General features: G+C 60.1%; 12 protein-coding genes. 5 read left to right on the top strand and 7 right to left on the bottom strand.

Features of this window, described 5'->3' with window-relative positions; genetic code table 11:
- The first annotated feature begins 25 nt into the window (after positions 1-25).
- The 4 genes from ACR0NB_RS04630 to typA all read left to right on the top strand — a co-directional run bounded on the left by ACR0NB_RS04630 (position 26) and on the right by typA (position 3,518).
- Positions 26-679, top strand: coding sequence for an alpha/beta hydrolase (locus tag ACR0NB_RS04630; RefSeq protein ID WP_093962099.1), 654 nt, complete (start codon positions 26-28; stop codon positions 677-679).
- Positions 679-924, top strand: coding sequence for a hypothetical protein (locus ACR0NB_RS04625; protein ID WP_093962100.1), 246 nt, complete (start codon positions 679-681; stop codon positions 922-924). The genes ACR0NB_RS04630 and ACR0NB_RS04625 overlap by 1 nt, the downstream gene beginning before the upstream one ends.
- 366 nt (positions 925-1,290) lie before the next feature.
- Positions 1,291-1,626: a DMT family transporter gene (locus ACR0NB_RS04620; protein ID WP_170339109.1), complete on the top strand. Its 336-nt coding sequence runs from the start codon at positions 1,291-1,293 to the stop codon at positions 1,624-1,626.
- A gap of 74 nt (positions 1,627-1,700) precedes the next feature.
- The gene (typA, locus tag ACR0NB_RS04615; RefSeq protein ID WP_170363441.1) at positions 1,701-3,518 is read left to right on the top strand and encodes a translational GTPase TypA; all 1,818 of its coding nucleotides are present in this window, start codon (positions 1,701-1,703) and stop codon (positions 3,516-3,518) included.
- A gap of 1,468 nt (positions 3,519-4,986) precedes the next feature.
- On the opposite strand, the gene ACR0NB_RS04610 is transcribed toward typA, so the two are convergent.
- The 4 genes from ACR0NB_RS04610 to recA all read right to left on the bottom strand — a co-directional run bounded on the left by ACR0NB_RS04610 (position 4,987) and on the right by recA (position 10,155).
- Positions 4,987-5,610 carry a transglutaminase-like cysteine peptidase gene (locus ACR0NB_RS04610; RefSeq protein WP_170338554.1) on the bottom strand — a complete coding sequence of 208 codons (624 nt, stop codon included), beginning with the start codon at positions 5,608-5,610 and terminating at the stop codon, positions 4,987-4,989.
- Between the two features lie 377 nt (positions 5,611-5,987).
- Positions 5,988-6,275, bottom strand: a complete 288-nt coding sequence (locus ACR0NB_RS04605) for a DUF1330 domain-containing protein (RefSeq protein ID WP_093962104.1) — start codon at positions 6,273-6,275, stop codon at positions 5,988-5,990.
- A 1-nt stretch (position 6,276) separates the two neighbouring features.
- Positions 6,277-8,949 (bottom strand): alanine--tRNA ligase, encoded by a 2,673-nt coding sequence (gene alaS / locus ACR0NB_RS04600; RefSeq protein WP_480775055.1) that lies wholly within the window; start codon positions 8,947-8,949, stop codon positions 6,277-6,279.
- Between the two features lie 141 nt (positions 8,950-9,090).
- A complete protein-coding gene (recA, locus tag ACR0NB_RS04595) occupies positions 9,091-10,155 on the bottom strand; it encodes a recombinase RecA (RefSeq protein WP_170339099.1) in 1,065 nt (354 codons plus the stop codon).
- A gap of 306 nt (positions 10,156-10,461) precedes the next feature.
- Between recA and ACR0NB_RS04590 the strand changes: the two genes are divergently transcribed.
- The gene (locus ACR0NB_RS04590) at positions 10,462-11,055 is read left to right on the top strand and encodes a sulfotransferase family 2 domain-containing protein (RefSeq protein ID WP_170403035.1); all 594 of its coding nucleotides are present in this window, start codon (positions 10,462-10,464) and stop codon (positions 11,053-11,055) included.
- Here the strand turns inward: ACR0NB_RS04590 and ACR0NB_RS04585 are convergent.
- From ACR0NB_RS04585 to guaB, 3 genes are all read right to left on the bottom strand, one after another.
- A complete protein-coding gene (locus ACR0NB_RS04585; RefSeq protein WP_480775054.1) occupies positions 11,052-13,343 on the bottom strand; it encodes a hybrid sensor histidine kinase/response regulator in 2,292 nt (763 codons plus the stop codon). The genes ACR0NB_RS04590 and ACR0NB_RS04585 overlap by 4 nt on opposite strands.
- Before the next feature lie 104 nt (positions 13,344-13,447).
- Positions 13,448-14,608: an RsmB/NOP family class I SAM-dependent RNA methyltransferase gene (locus ACR0NB_RS04580; protein WP_480775053.1), complete on the bottom strand. Its 1,161-nt coding sequence runs from the start codon at positions 14,606-14,608 to the stop codon at positions 13,448-13,450.
- A gap of 28 nt (positions 14,609-14,636) precedes the next feature.
- On the bottom strand, positions 14,637-16,085 hold the full coding sequence (gene guaB / locus ACR0NB_RS04575) for an IMP dehydrogenase (protein WP_170338542.1): 1,449 nt from the start codon (positions 16,083-16,085) through the stop codon (positions 14,637-14,639).
- Positions 16,086-16,163 lie beyond the last annotated feature (78 nt).

The following is a 16,163-nucleotide window of genomic DNA, read 5'->3' as shown; positions in this document are numbered from 1 at the left end:
AGAAAAAGACAGGACAACCGCACACATGCCCGAGGTGATTTTTCCCGGACCAGAAGGCCGACTGGAAGGCCGTTACCACCCCCAAAAGGAAAAAGACGCACCGATCGCCATTGTGCTGCACCCGCACCCCCAGTTCGGCGGGACCATGAACAACAAGGTCGTCTACAACCTGCACTACGCGTTCTACAACATGGGTTTTACGGTCCTGCGCTTCAATTTCCGGGGCGTCGGCCGCAGCCAGGGCGAGTATGACCAGGGAGTCGGAGAACTCAGCGACGCGGCATCGGCGTTGGACTATCTGCAGTCGATGAACAACAACTCGAAACATTGCTGGGTTGCAGGCTTTTCGTTCGGAGCCTGGATCGGCATGCAGTTGCTGATGCGTCGCCCCGAGATCACCGGCTTCATCAGCGTGTCGCCGCCCGCGAACATGTATGATTTTTCGTTCCTTGCCCCCTGCCCCTCGTCCGGGCTGATCATCAACGGAACGGCTGACCGGGTGGCACCGCCGGCGGACACCACCGCACTGGTCGGAAAGCTGCACGAACAGAAGGGTATCACCATCACCCACACCGAGGTTGAAGGAGCCGACCACTTCTTCCAGGGTGAGCACATGGATACGCTGATGACCAACGTGACCGACTACGTCAAACGCCGCCTGACCGAGAACACACGCTGATGTCCGACACCATCACCATTCTCGCGGCGAAACTGGCCGAGGATACGATGAAGGTCATGGACGAAACCGGCCAGGATCGGTTCTATGTCGAAGTCGGTGACGTGCTGGGCGCGGCCTCCCAATCGCTTGAGGAGGCTTTCCTTACCGAAATCCGCGTCCGGTTGGCCGAGCGCAAGGCGCGGCAGTTCCTGATCAAGAGGCTGTCGGATCACCGGTCCAAGGTAAAGGCGATCGAAAAGCAATAGGCGCACAAAAAAGGAGCCCGCAGGCTCCTTTTTCGTTTCATTCGTGGCGTTCAAACTGTTGTTGCGCTTGACCTATCAACCAATTTGGCTGCGTCAGTATCGACGGACCCCCCGTCAGCAAGCCACCCAATCGCCACGATTATTGCCGAAGCAAACACGACCGTTTTTGCAAATGTCGTCATGAAACACACTCGTTAAAAAAGTAATCGAAAACGTGGAGTAGTTTACACGCTTTCCGGCCTTGCCATAGTCGGGTTTACCTGACCCTAGGTGAACCAACGAAAGGGGCGGCTGCCTGAATTTCCTTGCGCCGTTTCTGAATTCTGTGCTCAACGTCCCAGCAGATGCATCAAGGGTTCAAGAACCATGCCCCACGCCTACCTGATCCTCCTTCTCGCCGTTATTGCCGAGACAATCGGAACGACCGCATTGCAGGCCAGCCAGCAATTTACCCGGTTCTGGCCCTCGGTGCTGGTGGTGGTGGGCTATGGCTTTGCCTTCTACCTGATGGCGCTGACGCTGAAGGTAATGCCCGTCGGCATCGTTTATGCGATCTGGTCCGGGCTTGGCATCGCTCTGATTGCGCTGATCGGCTTTGTGGTTTTCGGCCAACGGCTGGACTGGCCCGCGGTTCTGGGCCTTGCGATGATTCTGGGCGGCATTCTGGTCATCCACCTCTTTTCGCAAACTGCGGGCCACTGATCGCGCGTTAGGGCTGGTAACTTGTGCCGCGCCGCGTTATGCGCGCGGCAACTTCCCGTTCAAAGGCTGACCTCATGGACATGCGCAACATCGCAATCATCGCTCACGTGGACCACGGTAAAACGACCCTGGTGGACGAGCTTCTGAAACAATCCGGTGCATTCCGGGAAAACCAGGCCGTGGCCGAGCGTGCCATGGACAGCAACGATCTCGAACGTGAACGCGGCATCACCATTCTGGCCAAGGCCACCAGTGTGGAGTGGAAAGGCACGCGCATCAACATCGTCGACACCCCCGGACACGCCGATTTCGGCGGCGAGGTCGAGCGTATCCTCAGCATGGTCGACGGTGTTGTGCTGCTGGTTGATGCCGCCGAAGGCCCGATGCCTCAGACCAAGTTCGTGACCTCGAAGGCGCTGGCGCTGGGCCTGCGCCCGATCGTGGTGTTGAACAAGGTCGACAAGCCCGATGCCGAGCCCGACCGCGCCCTGGACGAATGCTTTGACCTGTTCGCCAACCTCGGCGCCGACGATGACCAGCTGGATTTCCCGGCCATGTACGCCTCGGGGCGGTCGGGCTGGGCCGACATGGAACTGGACGGCCCGCGCAAGGACTTGTCCGCTCTGTTCGACCTGGTAGTCGACCACGTTCCCGCCCCCAAACAAGCTGAGCGCAAGGATGAACCCTTCCGCATGTTGGCGACCACTCTGGGCAGCGACCCGTTCATCGGTCGCATTCTGACCGGCCGTGTGGAAAGCGGTACGCTCAAGGCGGGTGACAGCCTCAAAGCGCTCAGCCGTGACGGCAAGCTGATCGAGAATTTCCGGGCCACCAAGATCCTGGCCTTCCGTGGTCTCAGCCAGCAACCGATCGACGTTGCCGAAGCGGGCGACATCGTAACCATCGCGGGCATGAGCAAGGCCACCGTCGCGGATTCGCTGGTGGCGCCCCAGGTGGTCGAGGCCCTGCCCGCCCAGCCGATTGACCCGCCGACCATCACTGTGACCTTCGGCATCAACGACTCGCCCTTGGCGGGGCGTGACGGCAAGAAGGTCCAGTCGCGCGTCATCCGCGACCGCCTGATGAAAGAGGCCGAATCGAACGTGGCGATCCAGATCACGGACACCCCCGGCGGCGAAGCCTTCGAGGTCGCGGGCCGCGGTGAACTGCAGATGGGCGTTCTGATCGAGAATATGCGTCGCGAAGGGTTCGAGCTCAGCATCTCGCGCCCGCAGGTTCTGTTCCGCGAGGAAGACGGCCAACGCCTGGAGCCCATCGAGGAAGTCACCATCGACGTGGATGACGAATTCTCGGGCGCAGTCATCGAAAAGGTGACAGGCGCGCGCAAGGGCGAGCTGGTTGAGATGCGCCCCGCCGGAGTTGGCAAAACCCGCATCATTGCGCATGTCCCGTCGCGTGGCCTGATCGGCTATCACGGTGAATTCCTGACCGACACCCGCGGCACCGGCGTTCTGAACCGCGTGTTCCACGGCTGGGCACCGCACAAGGGCCCGATCCCCGGACGGCGCGCCGGCGTTCTGATCTCGATGGAGAACGGACAGGCCGTCGCATACGCGCTGTGGAACCTGGAAGAGCGTGGGCGGATGTTCGTCGGCCCCCAGACCGATGTGTATCAGGGCATGATTATCGGCGAACATTCGCGGGACAATGACCTTGAGGTGAACCCGCTGAAAGGCAAGAAACTGACCAACGTGCGGGCCAGCGGTTCGGACGATGCCGTTCGCCTGACACCGCATGTCCAGTTCTCGCTGGAGGAGGCCATTGCTTACATCGACGACGATGAGCTGGTCGAAGTAACCCCGAACGCGATCCGACTGCGAAAGCGGTTCCTTGATCCGCACGAACGCAAGCGTATGGCCAAGTCAGCCTGACCCCCGGTCCGTTCGATTTTGGACGGGTCGGAAACAATGGCGCGAATGTGACATTTTTGCGTCCATCTGAAACGGTGTTTTCTCAGGGAAGCCATGAATGGTTCATGGCTTCCCTTTTGTTTTACCTGCAATTTCGTCCATAAGATGAGTTAATTCCGCATCGCTATCGCGGTGTTGCCCTTGAAAATGCGACGTGATAGGGGTGTATTTGTGTTCAAAGTGTGTCATCGCCAGGTTGTTCGGTGATGAGTTTAACGAGTTTAAGGAGGCGCGATATGCGCATCAAATCCCGTCTACTGACAATAGTATTTGCTTCAGCTTCATTGCCTCTGATGTCCGGTGGACCTGTTGTCGCCGCGGACAAGTGTACGATCCAGACAGCCCGGCAGTCGGTTTCCACAGAAACCCTGTGTGCCTGTACGGTCGTGGATGCACGGATGCTGCGTTACATCCAGCGTCGTGCCGATTTCGAAGATATTCTTGCCCGCACTTTGCAGACCTGTCCTGCCTTTGCGGCCGTACTGACGGATTTCCCGACCGCGTCGATTGGTACGGTTGATCAAAGATCCGGCGACGGCCCTTCGGAACAGAGCGGGAGCTCAGGCGGTGGTAGCTCCAGCGGCGGTAGCTCCAGCGGTGGCGGTTCCAGTGGTGGCAATCCTCCACCGGCGGCACCTCCGGGAGGTTCAGGCGGTAGCTCCAGTGGTGGCAGCTCCAGCGGTGGTAGCTCCAGCGGTGGTAGCTCCAGCGGTGGTAGCGCCAGCGGCGGCAGCTCCAGTGGTGGGTCCGGCGACGGCGGTGGCAGCTCCAGCGGCGGCAGCTCCAGCGGCGGTTCTGGCGATGGTGGAAGCTCCAGCGGAGGCAGCTCCAGCGGCGGTTCTGGCGATGGTGGAAGCTCCAGCGGAGGCAGCTCCAGCGGCGGTTCTGGCGATGGTGGAAGCTCCAGCGGAGGCAGCTCCAGCGGCGGGTCCGGCGATGGCGGTGGCAGCTCAAGCGGCGGTAGCTCCAGCGGTGGGTCCGGCGATGGTGGTGGCAGCTCAAGCGGCGGTAGCTCCAGCGGTGGATCTGGTGACGGCGGCTCTGGTGGTGGCGACGGCGGTGACGGCGGCGGCTCCGGCGATGGCGGCTCGGGCGGTGGCGACGGCGGTGACGGCGGCGGCTCGGGTGATGGCGGCTCGGGCGGCGGCGACGGTGGCAGCTCAAGCGGCGGCAACGGTAACGGCGGCGGCAACGGTAACGGCGGCGGCAACGGTAACGGCGGCGGCGTTAACGGCAATAATGGCGGTGGAAATGGATCGGAAGGCGCAAGCCCTGGTCAGGGCAACAACGCCAACAACGACGAGGACTAACCGCCTTTGGTCGTGATGCCACGTTTGAGTGGCAGTCTGGCATACAAATGACAAAGGGCGATGAATTCATCGCCCTTTTTTGCTGGAGCCTTCAAGAAACTCAAATTCGCTGTTGCTTCTTAGCTTCGCCCGTAGATCCCAACCCAACGCTGGGGCTGTTTCGGGTCCTGCATCCGCAGGAACAAATAGCGTGTGGCCGACCAGGGTTTGATCCGATTGGTCAGGTTGTCCAGCACGAGATCACCTTGATTGGAGCGGTAAACCAGAACCGCGTGAGGGCCGCGGCGGGTGTCCAAAACGGTCGCCAGCAAAAGCTTGTTGGGATCAATTCCAGCCTTGATCAGGTCACGCTTTTTCAGCAGCGCAAAATCCTCGCAATCACCGCCGCGCGATGTTGGCAGGGCCCAACGCTCCCGCGTCTTGTACTGCACTTGGTCCGTGACCTCACGCGTTGTCGCATTGACCTGGGCATTGATTTGCTTGACCAGTCGCAATTCCTGATGGCTGGGCAGCGAAACCGATTTCTTGTTCGCACAGGCCCACGCATACTGTCGGCACAGTGTCCGTGCGCCCGACGGCGGTGGCGAAGCCGAAAATCCCGAAATGAAAGCTGTCTCTGAAGCGCTGGCTTGTCCTGTCGTAAGAACGGCACCGCCGATCACTCCCAACACACCCAGAGCCAATGTGGCCTTTCTGGCTGCGCGACTTGCCACTGCGTTGAACCTGTCCAAAACCCGATTCATGCCTGTCCCTCGATCCCATACGTTCGACTGACTGCCGCTTCTGAGGACCATATTCTGCTTTTGGAAACTATCCGTTAACAGACTGGCTCTGGCAATCCTCGGTCAGGTTGTCGGCAAAAAACGGCGGAAATTCGTAACTCAATATGACCTTTTCTGCGCAAGAAAATGGCGAAGCCTGACACAATTAGAGGTAAAGCGTCATAATTTCACCGCCACAAAAAATCTCAACCAATTGAAAACATGAGGAATTTTTATTGCGGGACGTGATCACCGGAACAATTTTGGCCCAATTCCCGGATCGGCGTCGCAGCTTTGTCTGACGTTGCGTCATCCAAAGCGGGTTCCGGAGCCGATCCAAAACCGGCTCCGGTTGATTCTCACTCAGTCGTTTCGACGACCAGCAATTCACGTTCGCTTGCGCCCCGGGCGTGGCTCAGGGCTTCTTGGTATTCAGCCGAGTTGTAACAGGCGACGGCGGCTTCAACCGACGGGAACTTGGCCACGACATTGCGGGGCCGCTCTTTGCCTTCCAGTTGGACGTAGCGTCCTGCACGGGCAATGAACGTGCCCCCGTGTTTGGAAATGGCCGGGCCAGCAAGCTCGGCGTATTTGCCATAAGCTTCGGCATCAGTAACCGTGACATGTGCTATCCAGAGTGCTGGCATCTTATCCTCCCAAAACCTCTTCCGCGGCCTTGATGGCCGCCGCGGCGTTGGCGGCGTCGCGACCACCGCCCTGCGCCATGTCGGGACGCCCGCCGCCGCCCTTGCCGCCCAGTTCCTGCACCGCAGCCTTGACCAGATCGACGGCCGATATCGACTGCGTCAGGTCGCTTGTGACACCGGCGGCGACTGCAGCCTTGCCCCCCGTGTCGGCGATCAGAAGAACGGCGCCCGATCCCAGCCGCGCTTTGTGCTCATCAATGAGGGCCGGCAGATCCTTGCCCGACACACCATTCAGAGCCTGTGCCAGGAACTTGACGCCATTGATCTCTTTGGCCTCAGCGCCGCCGCCTTGACCGGCTCCACCGGCCATCGCCAGATCGCGGCGCAACTGCGCCACTTCGTTCTGCAACGACTTGCGCTCGTCCAGCAGAGCTTTGATGCGATCGACGACATCATCCGGCTGCGCCTTCAACTCGGCAGCAATCTGGCCAAGCCGCCGATCCTGCTCGGTCAAGTACCGCAATGCAGAGTCCCCGGTCAGAGCCTCGATCCGCCGCACGCCCGCGCTGCTTGCACTGTCACCCAGAATGACAAAGGTCCCGATATCTCCTGTCTGGCGCACATGCGTACCGCCACACAGTTCGATCGACCAGGTTTGGCCGTCATGGCCCTTGCCGGTCTGGGCCTTGCCCATCGAGACGACCCGGACTTCGTCGCCGTATTTCTCACCGAACAACGCCTGTGCCCCCAAGGCGCGGGCATCGTCCGGGGTCATGATACGGGTTTCGACCGTCGAGTTCTGACGAATGAACTCATTCACCTCGCGTTCCACGGTCTGCAACTCAGCCTGTGTCAGCGCTTTGGCGTGGCTGAAATCAAACCGCAGACGGTCGGCAGCATTCAACGATCCGCGCTGTGCAACATGATCGCCAAGCGTTTCTCGCAGCGCTTCGTGCAGTAGGTGGGTCGCCGAGTGGTTCGCTCGGATGGCCGAGCGCCGGGCGTGATCGACTTCGAGCTCGACGGCATCACCTTTGGCGATCGCACCGCTGTCCACGACGATCTTGTGTGCATAGACCTTGCCATCCGCGAACTTCCGGGTGTCTTCGACCGTCGCGCTCTGGGTGCGATCTTCAAGACGGCGGATGCTGCCGGAATCGCCAACTTGGCCACCGGCCTCGCCGTAGAAGGGTGTCTGGTTTACGACCACCCAGCCGGATCCGCCCTGCTCGATACGGTCCACAAGGTCACCGTCGACCACCAAGGCCACAACCTGACCCTCAGCCATTTCGGTTTCGTAGCCCAAGAAATCGGTCGCACCGCTTGCGTCCAGTATGTCGAACCAGACCGCCTGATCTGCTGCCTCGCCCGAACCAGCCCAGGCGGCGCGCGCCTTCGCCTTCTGCTCGGCCATGGCGGTATCGAACCCGTCGGTATCAACCGTCCGACCTTTTTCGCGCAGGGCATCCTGGGTCAGGTCAAGCGGGAAGCCATAGGTGTCATACAGCTTGAAGGCGGCATCCCCGGGCAGTGGCGCCCCGTCCGGCAGGCCCGCCACTTCGTCATCCAGCAGCTTGAGCCCCCGGTCCAACGTCTGCTTGAACCGGGTTTCCTCCAACAACAACGTCTCTTCGATCAGAGCCTGAGCACGACCCAGTTCGGAATACTGCGCGCCCATCAATTGAACCAGTGTCGGAACAAGCTTGTGCATGACCGGATTCTTGGCGCCCAGAAGATGCGCGTGGCGCATGGCCCGGCGCATGATCCGGCGCAGGACATATCCGCGACCATCATTCGAAGGCATGACCCCGTCAGCAATCAGGAAAGAGGTCGACCGCAAGTGGTCGGCAATCACCCGATGGTGCACATTCTGATCGCCATAGGGGTCCACATGCGTGACTTCGGCCGAGGCCTCGATCAGTGTCTTGAACAGGTCGGTGTCATAGTTGTCATGGCTGCCCTGCAGCAACGCGCCGATCCGTTCCAGCCCCATGCCTGTATCGATCGACTGCATGTCCAGTTCACGCATCGAGCCGTCTTCGAACTGCTCGTTCTGCATGAAAACGATGTTCCATATCTCGATGAACCTGTCACCGTCTTCCTCGGCTGATCCCGGAGGTCCGCCCCAGATGTGGTCGCCGTGATCATAGAAGATCTCGGTACAGGGGCCGCAGGGGCCGGTCGGGCCCATCTGCCAGAAATTGTCGCTGGTGGCGATGCGGATGATCCGGTCTTCGGGAACGCCGACTTTCTTCCATATCTCGAACGCCTCGTCATCGGTATGATAGACCGTCGTCAGCAGACGGTTCTTGTCGATCCCGAACTCCTTGGTGATCAACTCCCAAGCGAACGGAATCGCTTCCGATTTGAAATAGTCGCCGAACGAGAAGTTGCCCAGCATCTCGAAGAACGTGTGGTGGCGGGCCGTGTAGCCGACATTGTCCAGGTCGTTGTGCTTGCCGCCGGCGCGCACGCATTTCTGCGCCGTGGTGGCACGTGTGTAGTCGCGGGTCTCAAGGCCGGTGAACAGGTTCTTGAACTGCACCATGCCCGAGTTGACGAACATCAGCGTCGGGTCGTTGCGCGGCACAAGCGGGCTCGACGCGACCACTTCGTGCCCTTGTTTGGCAAAGTAGTTCAGAAAGGTTGAGCGGATATCGTTCAGCGTGGGCATTGGGCTCTCTCAGCGCGCATTCATGATCTATCGCGACGGTTTAGCCCCCTGCCCGCCGATAGTCCACAGGATTGCTGCACCGCAAACGAAACAAGGTGAACCCGAAGGCTCACCTTGCCAGTGTTCTCTCGGATCTTCCGATCAGGCTTCGAGGATATCATCCTCATCCGCCGCAGGCGGCATGTCGAAATCAAGCCCGTGCGCGGCACGGATCTTATCCTCGATTTCCAGCGCAACCCGGCTGTTGTCCCGCAGGTATTGCTTGGCGTTTTCACGCCCCTGCCCGATCCGCTCATCCCCATAGCTGAACCACGAGCCGGACTTTTCGACCACTCCGGCTTTGACGCCAAGATCCAGCAGTTCGCCCATCTTGCTGATGCCCTCACCATACATGATGTCAAATTCCACCTGCTTGAACGGCGGGGCCACTTTGTTCTTGACCACCTTCACGCGGGTCTGGTTGCCGACCACCTCATCGCGGTCCTTGATCGCGCCGATCCGGCGGATGTCCAGGCGGACCGAGCTGTAGAATTTCAGGGCGTTGCCCCCGGTCGTGGTTTCCGGGCTGCCGAACATGACGCCGATCTTCATGCGGATCTGGTTGATGAAAATCACCATGCAGTTGCTGCGGGCGATCGAGCCTGTCAGTTTGCGCATCGCCTGGCTCATCAGCCGGGCCTGCACACCCACGTTGCTGTCGCCCATGTCGCCCTCCAGCTCGGATTTCGGCGTCAGCGCCGCCACCGAGTCCACCACGACCATGTTGACCGCCCCGGAACGCACCAGCGTATCGGTAATCTCCAGCGCCTGCTCACCCGTATCGGGCTGCGAGATCAGAAGCTCGTCCAGATCCACCCCAAGCTTGCGGGCGTATTGCGGGTCCAGCGCGTGTTCCGCATCGACGAATGCACAGACGCCGCCGCGTTTCTGCTGCTCGGCGATACAATGCAGGGTCAGGGTCGTCTTGCCCGAGCTTTCCGGGCCGTAGATTTCGACAATCCGACCCATCGGAAGTCCGCCGATGCCAAGGGCAATATCCAGCCCAAGCGACCCGGTCGAACTGGCTTCGATCTCCTGCCGGGCGCCATCTCCCAGTTTCATGATCGAGCCCTTGCCGAACTGCCGCTCGATCTGCGCCAACGCGCTGTCCAGCGCCTTTTGCTTGTCGGGGTTTTTCTTGTCGTTCATTGTCAGAAGATCCGCCATTGTCCTGTCGCCTTCCCTTTTGTCACACCCATCACCGGGCGGCAATCGCTGCTTTGTTCGCCTCTTGTTCCTTATGAGATCAAAAAGAGAACATTTCAACAAAAACTTTCATTCCTTACCTTTCGATGAAGAGGTTAAAGAGTCGTTTACTCTGATCTCGAAACTTCTCAATCATGCCCAAGGCTCTGTCTTTGCAATGAAACTTTGCTTGCACAGGCTGGCGATTTTGTGCGGAAGCAATTGACCTCGGCCGCCGGGGCGGACAATCATGTGGCACGACAGCCTTCGGCGCAGGAAAGACATGAAATGCTGATCTTCTTCAAGGAACGCCTTGCGCTTCTGTCCCTGCCCAAAACCGGAAGCACCGCCTATCAGGTCGCGTTGCGGGACCGGGCGGATATCGTGGTGTCGGGTCCACCGGATCTGAAACATGCGCCGGTGCGTCGCTACGACCGTTTCTTCCAGAACATTTTCCGCAAGATGTACGACACGGAAATGGAAATCATGGCCGTCGTGCGCGAACCCGTCGATTGGCTGGGCAGCTGGTACCGGTACAGGACGCGCACCGAATTGACGGGCCACCCGCATTCGACCGACGGCATGTCTTTCGACAAGTTTGTCCAGGCCTATATGCAATCGCCCCGTCCCGCGTTCGCCGATGTCGGCAGCCAAACTGAATTCTTCCGGACCCGCAGCAATGGCGCCGGTGCTTCGCATATCTTTCGCTACGAACACCAGGACGAGATTCTGGACTTCCTTCAAGATCGACTGAACGCCCGGATCGATCTGACCCGCGAAAATGTATCGCCCAAGCGGGAACTGATACTTTCGGACCAGACCATGGATACATTCCGCAAGGCTCATGCCGCCGAGTTTCGTCTGCATCAGCAGGCGCGTTAGTTGAGGTGCTGAAACACCGCCTCGGTCAATTGTGTCAGTGAAAAGGGCTTGGGCAGGAAGGTCGAGTGTCTGATCTCAGGCCCAGCTTCCCCAAACGCGCCTTCGGTATAGCCCGACATGAAGACCACCCGCACATCGGGCCGACTTTCCAGCGCCTTGGCAACCCAGGTTGGACCATCCATTCCGGGCATGACCACGTCCGTAACGAAGACGTCGACGTGCAGGTTCTGATCCTCGAGAATGCGCAACGCGTCCTCGGCCGAGCCCGCCTCAAAGACGGTATAGCCCTTGAGGCGCAAGGCACGGGTGGCAAAGGCGCGTACCGGCGCCTCGTCCTCGACCAGCAAAACGACACCTTCGCCTTGATGCGCGTTCGGTTCCGGTTGTGCCGGCGGTTCGATCGCAACCTCGGTGTCCCGTGCCAAGCAGACCGGCAGCATGACGTTGAACTCGGTCCCACGCCCTTCGGTGCTGTCCACGAAGATGAAGCCGCCGGTTTGCTTGACGATGCCATAGACCGTCGACAAACCCAGCCCGGTCCCCTCGCCTGTCCGTTTGGTTGTGTAGAATGGTTCGAAAATCTTCTGCAGCTTGTCTGACGGAATACCCACGCCACTGTCGATGACCTTGACCGAAACATATTCACCCACCGGAACCGTCGCCCTGTCCCGCATCAGCGGCTCGGTCAAAGAAAACACCTCGGTTTCGATACGGATTTCTCCGCCGTCGGGCATCGCATCGCGCGCGTTCACAACAAGGTTCATGACGACCTGTTCCAACTGCCTTTTGTCTGCGCGGACGGGCTTGAGAACCGGATCATGACTGAGGATCAGCTTGACCTTCTCGCCCACCAGGCGGTTCAACAAGTGGATCAGGTCGGAAATGGTATCGCGCAGATCCAGCACTTCCGGTCGCAGAGTCTGTTTTCGGGAAAAGGCCAGCAACTGGCTGACCAACGCAGCGGCCCGGTTGGCATTCTGGTTTATCTGGACGAGATCGCCGTAGTTCGGATCACTTTGATCATGGCGCAGCAGCAGCAGGTCGCAATGTCCGGAAATGGCGGTCAGCAGGTTGTTGAAATCGTGCGCCACGCCGCCCGCCAACTGCCCGACCGCCTGCATCTTTTGCCCCTGGACGAACTGAGCCTCCAGCGTCTTGAGTTCGGTCGCGTCGTTCAACACGGCAACAAGGCGCACCTCACCGTTCTTGACGATGCGGGTCAGGGTCAGTTGCACGAAGACCTCTCGGTCCTTTCCACCCAGCCGCAGGAATTCGGAACGTGGTGGCCCATCACACGCGGCGACCTGAAGCAGCCAGTCCCGCAAGGGATGCCCCAATCCGCTCAGAATCGTGTCGATATTGGTCTGACCAGGTTCAACATCACCGATCAGCTTGCGCGCCAATCGATTGGCATCCAGAATCTCTCCGGCAGGAGCAAGGTGCATCATGGGCACCGGGACGTCAGCGAAAGTCGTGGTCCACTGATCTACAGGCGCGTCGTCAAGCACGATCAGCGCTATATCCCGGCCCGCGCTGGTTTTTTGAACCTCGCAGACGAGTACTCGCCGCGAACCTTCTTGAGCAGGCAGGCGCAGAACCGTTTCACCGGATATGACCTCCGGCGTCAGAGCCTCGGCCGCGCCAACCTCGCTGCCTCGGAGCATCGCCTCGGCCGCAGCATTCATGTTCAGGACCACGTCATTTCGCCCGAGCGTCACGATCGGAAGCGAAGTATACGCCCAAGGTTGCCGACCCGAGGCCTTGATCCGCCACAGGTACAGATCATCGCCAAGGTCGATCGCCAGAACTGGAATTGTCGTACCCTTTGTCACGATGTCTTCTGCCGCGCGCCCTTCGACTTGCGCCAATGACTGCATCCGAACCAGTATCGCCGCAGGATTGGCGAAAACGGACCGCAAACACATGTCCAGCCTTGCGCCTGTCGAGGCGTTGAACCTGTCCCGCGCTGCGGAGTTCACGATCAGCACCCGCCCGTTGGCATCCGTGATGAAACCCGGAGCGGGCTCTTTTTCCAGAAACGACGCGAGAATGGTCTGCGCCTGTTTGTCAACGCGATACGAGAACCATCCGCGCAACAGAACAAACGCGCCAACGGCCAGAAAAGACCCTCCAACCGCCAGCAGGCCCGAAACCAACTGGGGCGAGATCGGAAAGAGCTGTGCGAGAATGACCAACAAAAGCGCGACACCGACCAGAGAAATGGCCCGCGACCAGCTCGGAAAATGTCGTCCGGTCAAACTTGGCGTAAATTGAGCGACTTCGGTCATCAACAACTCGATTCAAAATCAATCCACGGCATATCGTGGCACAAAGAGTTAATATCCGCTTAAGGAATCCAGCGGATATTCTCCTTTAAGTTGTTTTCAGCGTATCAGCGTCGCGTCAAGTGGGCGGAGTAGAAGCCGTCGGTGCCGTGTACAACCTGCCACAATCGGCTGAACGTGCATTGCCATTCCGGATGCGACGACAGGAACGTGTCTATGACGCCTCTGTTTTCGACATCCAGCATCGAACAGGTGGCGTAGGCCAATACACCGCCATCACCGACGAGGGGTGCGGCTGCGTCCAGAATGGACAATTGTGTCTGAGGCAACTGGGTCAATTGCTCGGGCGTCAATGCCCATTTGCCCGCAGGTGCGCGCCGCCACGAGCCGCTCCCGGAACAGGGGGCGTCAGTCAGCACCACGTCAAACGGGCTGAGTTTTTCCAGGTCATCTGTGGACAGGATTGTAATACGCGCTCCCGCCCGTTGCGCTCGGTCAGGTAGGTCACGCATGCGCCCGGGGTTGGCGTCATGGGCGAAGACTTCGACACCGCCAGAGGCGGCCATGGCCAGCGCCTTGCCGCCACCCCCGGCACAATAGTCCAAAACCCTCATGCCGGGTCTAAGGTTCAATGCGGCAACGACAGCCTGGCTAGCCGCATCCTGCAACTCGACCAAGCCGTCACGATAGCTTTGGGATTGCGAAATCTTCCGGGCACCATCGACAACTTCAAGCGCCGTCTCGCAGGCCGGGTGCGGTGCAGTGGAAATCCCTTCCCGCGCCAGCGCATCCATCGCCTCTTGCATGCTCGTGCGGGCCAAATTGACCCGCAGGTGAACCGGAGCGCGTGATTGCAGCGCGGCCGCGGCCTCTCTGGCATTTTCACCAAGCGACCGCTCGAAGACCGGCCAAAGCCACTCGGGTATGTCAAACTGCTCGGCTTCCGTTTCGATTGGACGTCCGACCTCGTCCGCCGTTACGGGGTATGGGGCGTGACCAACTCCGTTGAACAGATCGACCGGGTCCTGGCCCCGGGACCGCAGGGCGCCCAACATCAGGCCTCGCCCGGTCCTTGCACCGCCGATCGCAGCGAAAGACCGAAGATGCCGAAGCACGTCAAAGACATGGTCGCGGATCGCCGCCCTGTCTTTCGATCCCGCAAAACGGCTGCGCCGCGCCCAGCCCGTCAACGCTTTCTCGGCGGGAGTTCCGCCCAGAAAATCGTCTAGGATTTCGATAGCGGCCTGAACGCGCGCGCCTGGGGTCATGTCGAGGTCCTGAGTCCGACGGAAACCGTCACATCACGCGGTAATTGGGGCTTTCGCGTGTGATCTGCACGTCATGCACGTGGCTTTCTTTCAGACCCGCTCCGGTGATCTTCACGAACTGACAATTGCGGCGCATTTCATCAACGGTCGCGCAGCCGGTATAGCCCATGGCCGCACGCAGACCGCCGACCAGTTGATGAACGACGGCGCTGGCCGAGCCTTTGTAGGGCACTTGGCCCTCGATCCCTTCGGGCACCAGCTTGTCATTCGCGGCGTCTTTCTGGAAATAACGATCGGCCGAGCCGCGCGCCATCGCGCCCAGGCTGCCCATGCCGCGATAGGATTTGAACGAGCGCCCCTGATACAGGATCACCTCGCCCGGGCTTTCATCGGTGCCGGCGATCATCGAGCCAACCATGGCGCAGGACGCGCCCGCCGCGATGGCCTTGGCGAAATCGCCCGAGAACTTGATGCCGCCATCGGCGATGACCGGCACGTCACCAGCCGCAGCCGAGCAATCCATGATTGCCGTCAACTGAGGCACGCCGACACCGGCCACCATGCGCGTGGTGCAGATCGAGCCCGGCCCGATCCCGACCTTGACCGCATCGGCACCGGCGTCGATCAGGGCCTTGGTCGCGTCGCCCGTTGCTACGTTGCCTGCGATGATCTGCACTTCGTTCGACAGGGCCTTGATCCGCTTCACCGCGTCCAGCACCCCTTGGGAATGGCCGTGCGCCGTGTCGACCACGATGATGTCGACACCAGAGTCGACAAGCTGCTCGGACCGTTCAAAGCCAGCATCGCCAACCGACGTGGCCGCCGCAACCCGCAGCCGACCCAGATGGTCTTTGCATGCCGTGGGGTTCAGCACCGCTTGTTCCGTATCCTTCAAGGTCAGCAGACCGGTCAGTTTGCCCGATCCATCGACGACCAGCAGCTTTTCAATCCGGCGAGCCTTCATCAGGCTTTTTGCCTCTTCCAGGTCGGCCGGTTCCTGCAGCATCGCCAGATTGTCCGTGGTCATCATCGCGCGGATCGGCTGGTCGTCCGACGTGGCAAAACGCATGTCGCGGTTGGTCACGATGCCTACGACGCGCCCGTCGTCATCCACCACCGGGAATCCAGTGAAGTTATAGCGCTCGACCAGGGCCTTGGCATCGGCCAGCGTTTGATTGGCGCGCAGGGTGACGGGGTTGTAGACGATGCCGGATTCGAAGCGTTTGACCCGGCGCACCTCACGCGACTGCTCCTCGACGGTCAGGTTCTTGTGGATCACCCCGATGCCCCCGGCCTGCGCCATGGCGATGGCCATGCGCGCCTCGGTCACCGTGTCCATGGCCGAGCTGAGCAGCGGTATGTTCATTGTGATCGCGCGCGTCACGCGCGTGGACGTGTCCGCCGTTGCCGGCAGCACCGACGAGGCCGCCGGAACCAAAAGAACGTCATCAAAGGTGAGTGCCTCACGAATCTGCATCTGCTAACCCCATGCAAAACCCCGTTTGGCGGTGACCCTATTGCATGGTTTCGACCAAAGGAAAAGCCCCTGCCCCCA

The organism is Ruegeria sp. CG3 (assembly GCF_056537205.1).
This window is presented reverse-complemented; position numbering and strand designations above follow the sequence as displayed.

Bases quoted from the DNA above. Each gene is read 5' to 3' on its own strand.
- ACR0NB_RS04630 (WP_093962099.1), top strand. From the start codon at position 26: ATGCCCGAGGTGATTTTTCCCGGACCAGAAGGCCGACTGGAAGGCCGT.
- ACR0NB_RS04625 (WP_093962100.1), top strand. From the start codon at position 679: ATGTCCGACACCATCACCATTCTCGCGGCGAAACTGGCCGAGGATACG.
- ACR0NB_RS04620 (WP_170339109.1), top strand. From the start codon at position 1,291: ATGCCCCACGCCTACCTGATCCTCCTTCTCGCCGTTATTGCCGAGACA.
- typA (WP_170363441.1), top strand. From the start codon at position 1,701: ATGGACATGCGCAACATCGCAATCATCGCTCACGTGGACCACGGTAAA.
- ACR0NB_RS04610 (WP_170338554.1), bottom strand. From the start codon at position 5,610: ATGAATCGGGTTTTGGACAGGTTCAACGCAGTGGCAAGTCGCGCAGCC.
- ACR0NB_RS04605 (WP_093962104.1), bottom strand. From the start codon at position 6,275: ATGCCAGCACTCTGGATAGCACATGTCACGGTTACTGATGCCGAAGCT.
- alaS (WP_480775055.1), bottom strand. From the start codon at position 8,949: ATGCCCACGCTGAACGATATCCGCTCAACCTTTCTGAACTACTTTGCC.
- recA (WP_170339099.1), bottom strand. From the start codon at position 10,155: ATGGCGGATCTTCTGACAATGAACGACAAGAAAAACCCCGACAAGCAA.
- ACR0NB_RS04590 (WP_170403035.1), top strand. From the start codon at position 10,462: ATGCTGATCTTCTTCAAGGAACGCCTTGCGCTTCTGTCCCTGCCCAAA.
- ACR0NB_RS04585 (WP_480775054.1), bottom strand. From the start codon at position 13,343: ATGACCGAAGTCGCTCAATTTACGCCAAGTTTGACCGGACGACATTTT.
- ACR0NB_RS04580 (WP_480775053.1), bottom strand. From the start codon at position 14,608: ATGACCCCAGGCGCGCGCGTTCAGGCCGCTATCGAAATCCTAGACGAT.
- guaB (WP_170338542.1), bottom strand. From the start codon at position 16,085: ATGCAGATTCGTGAGGCACTCACCTTTGATGACGTTCTTTTGGTTCCG.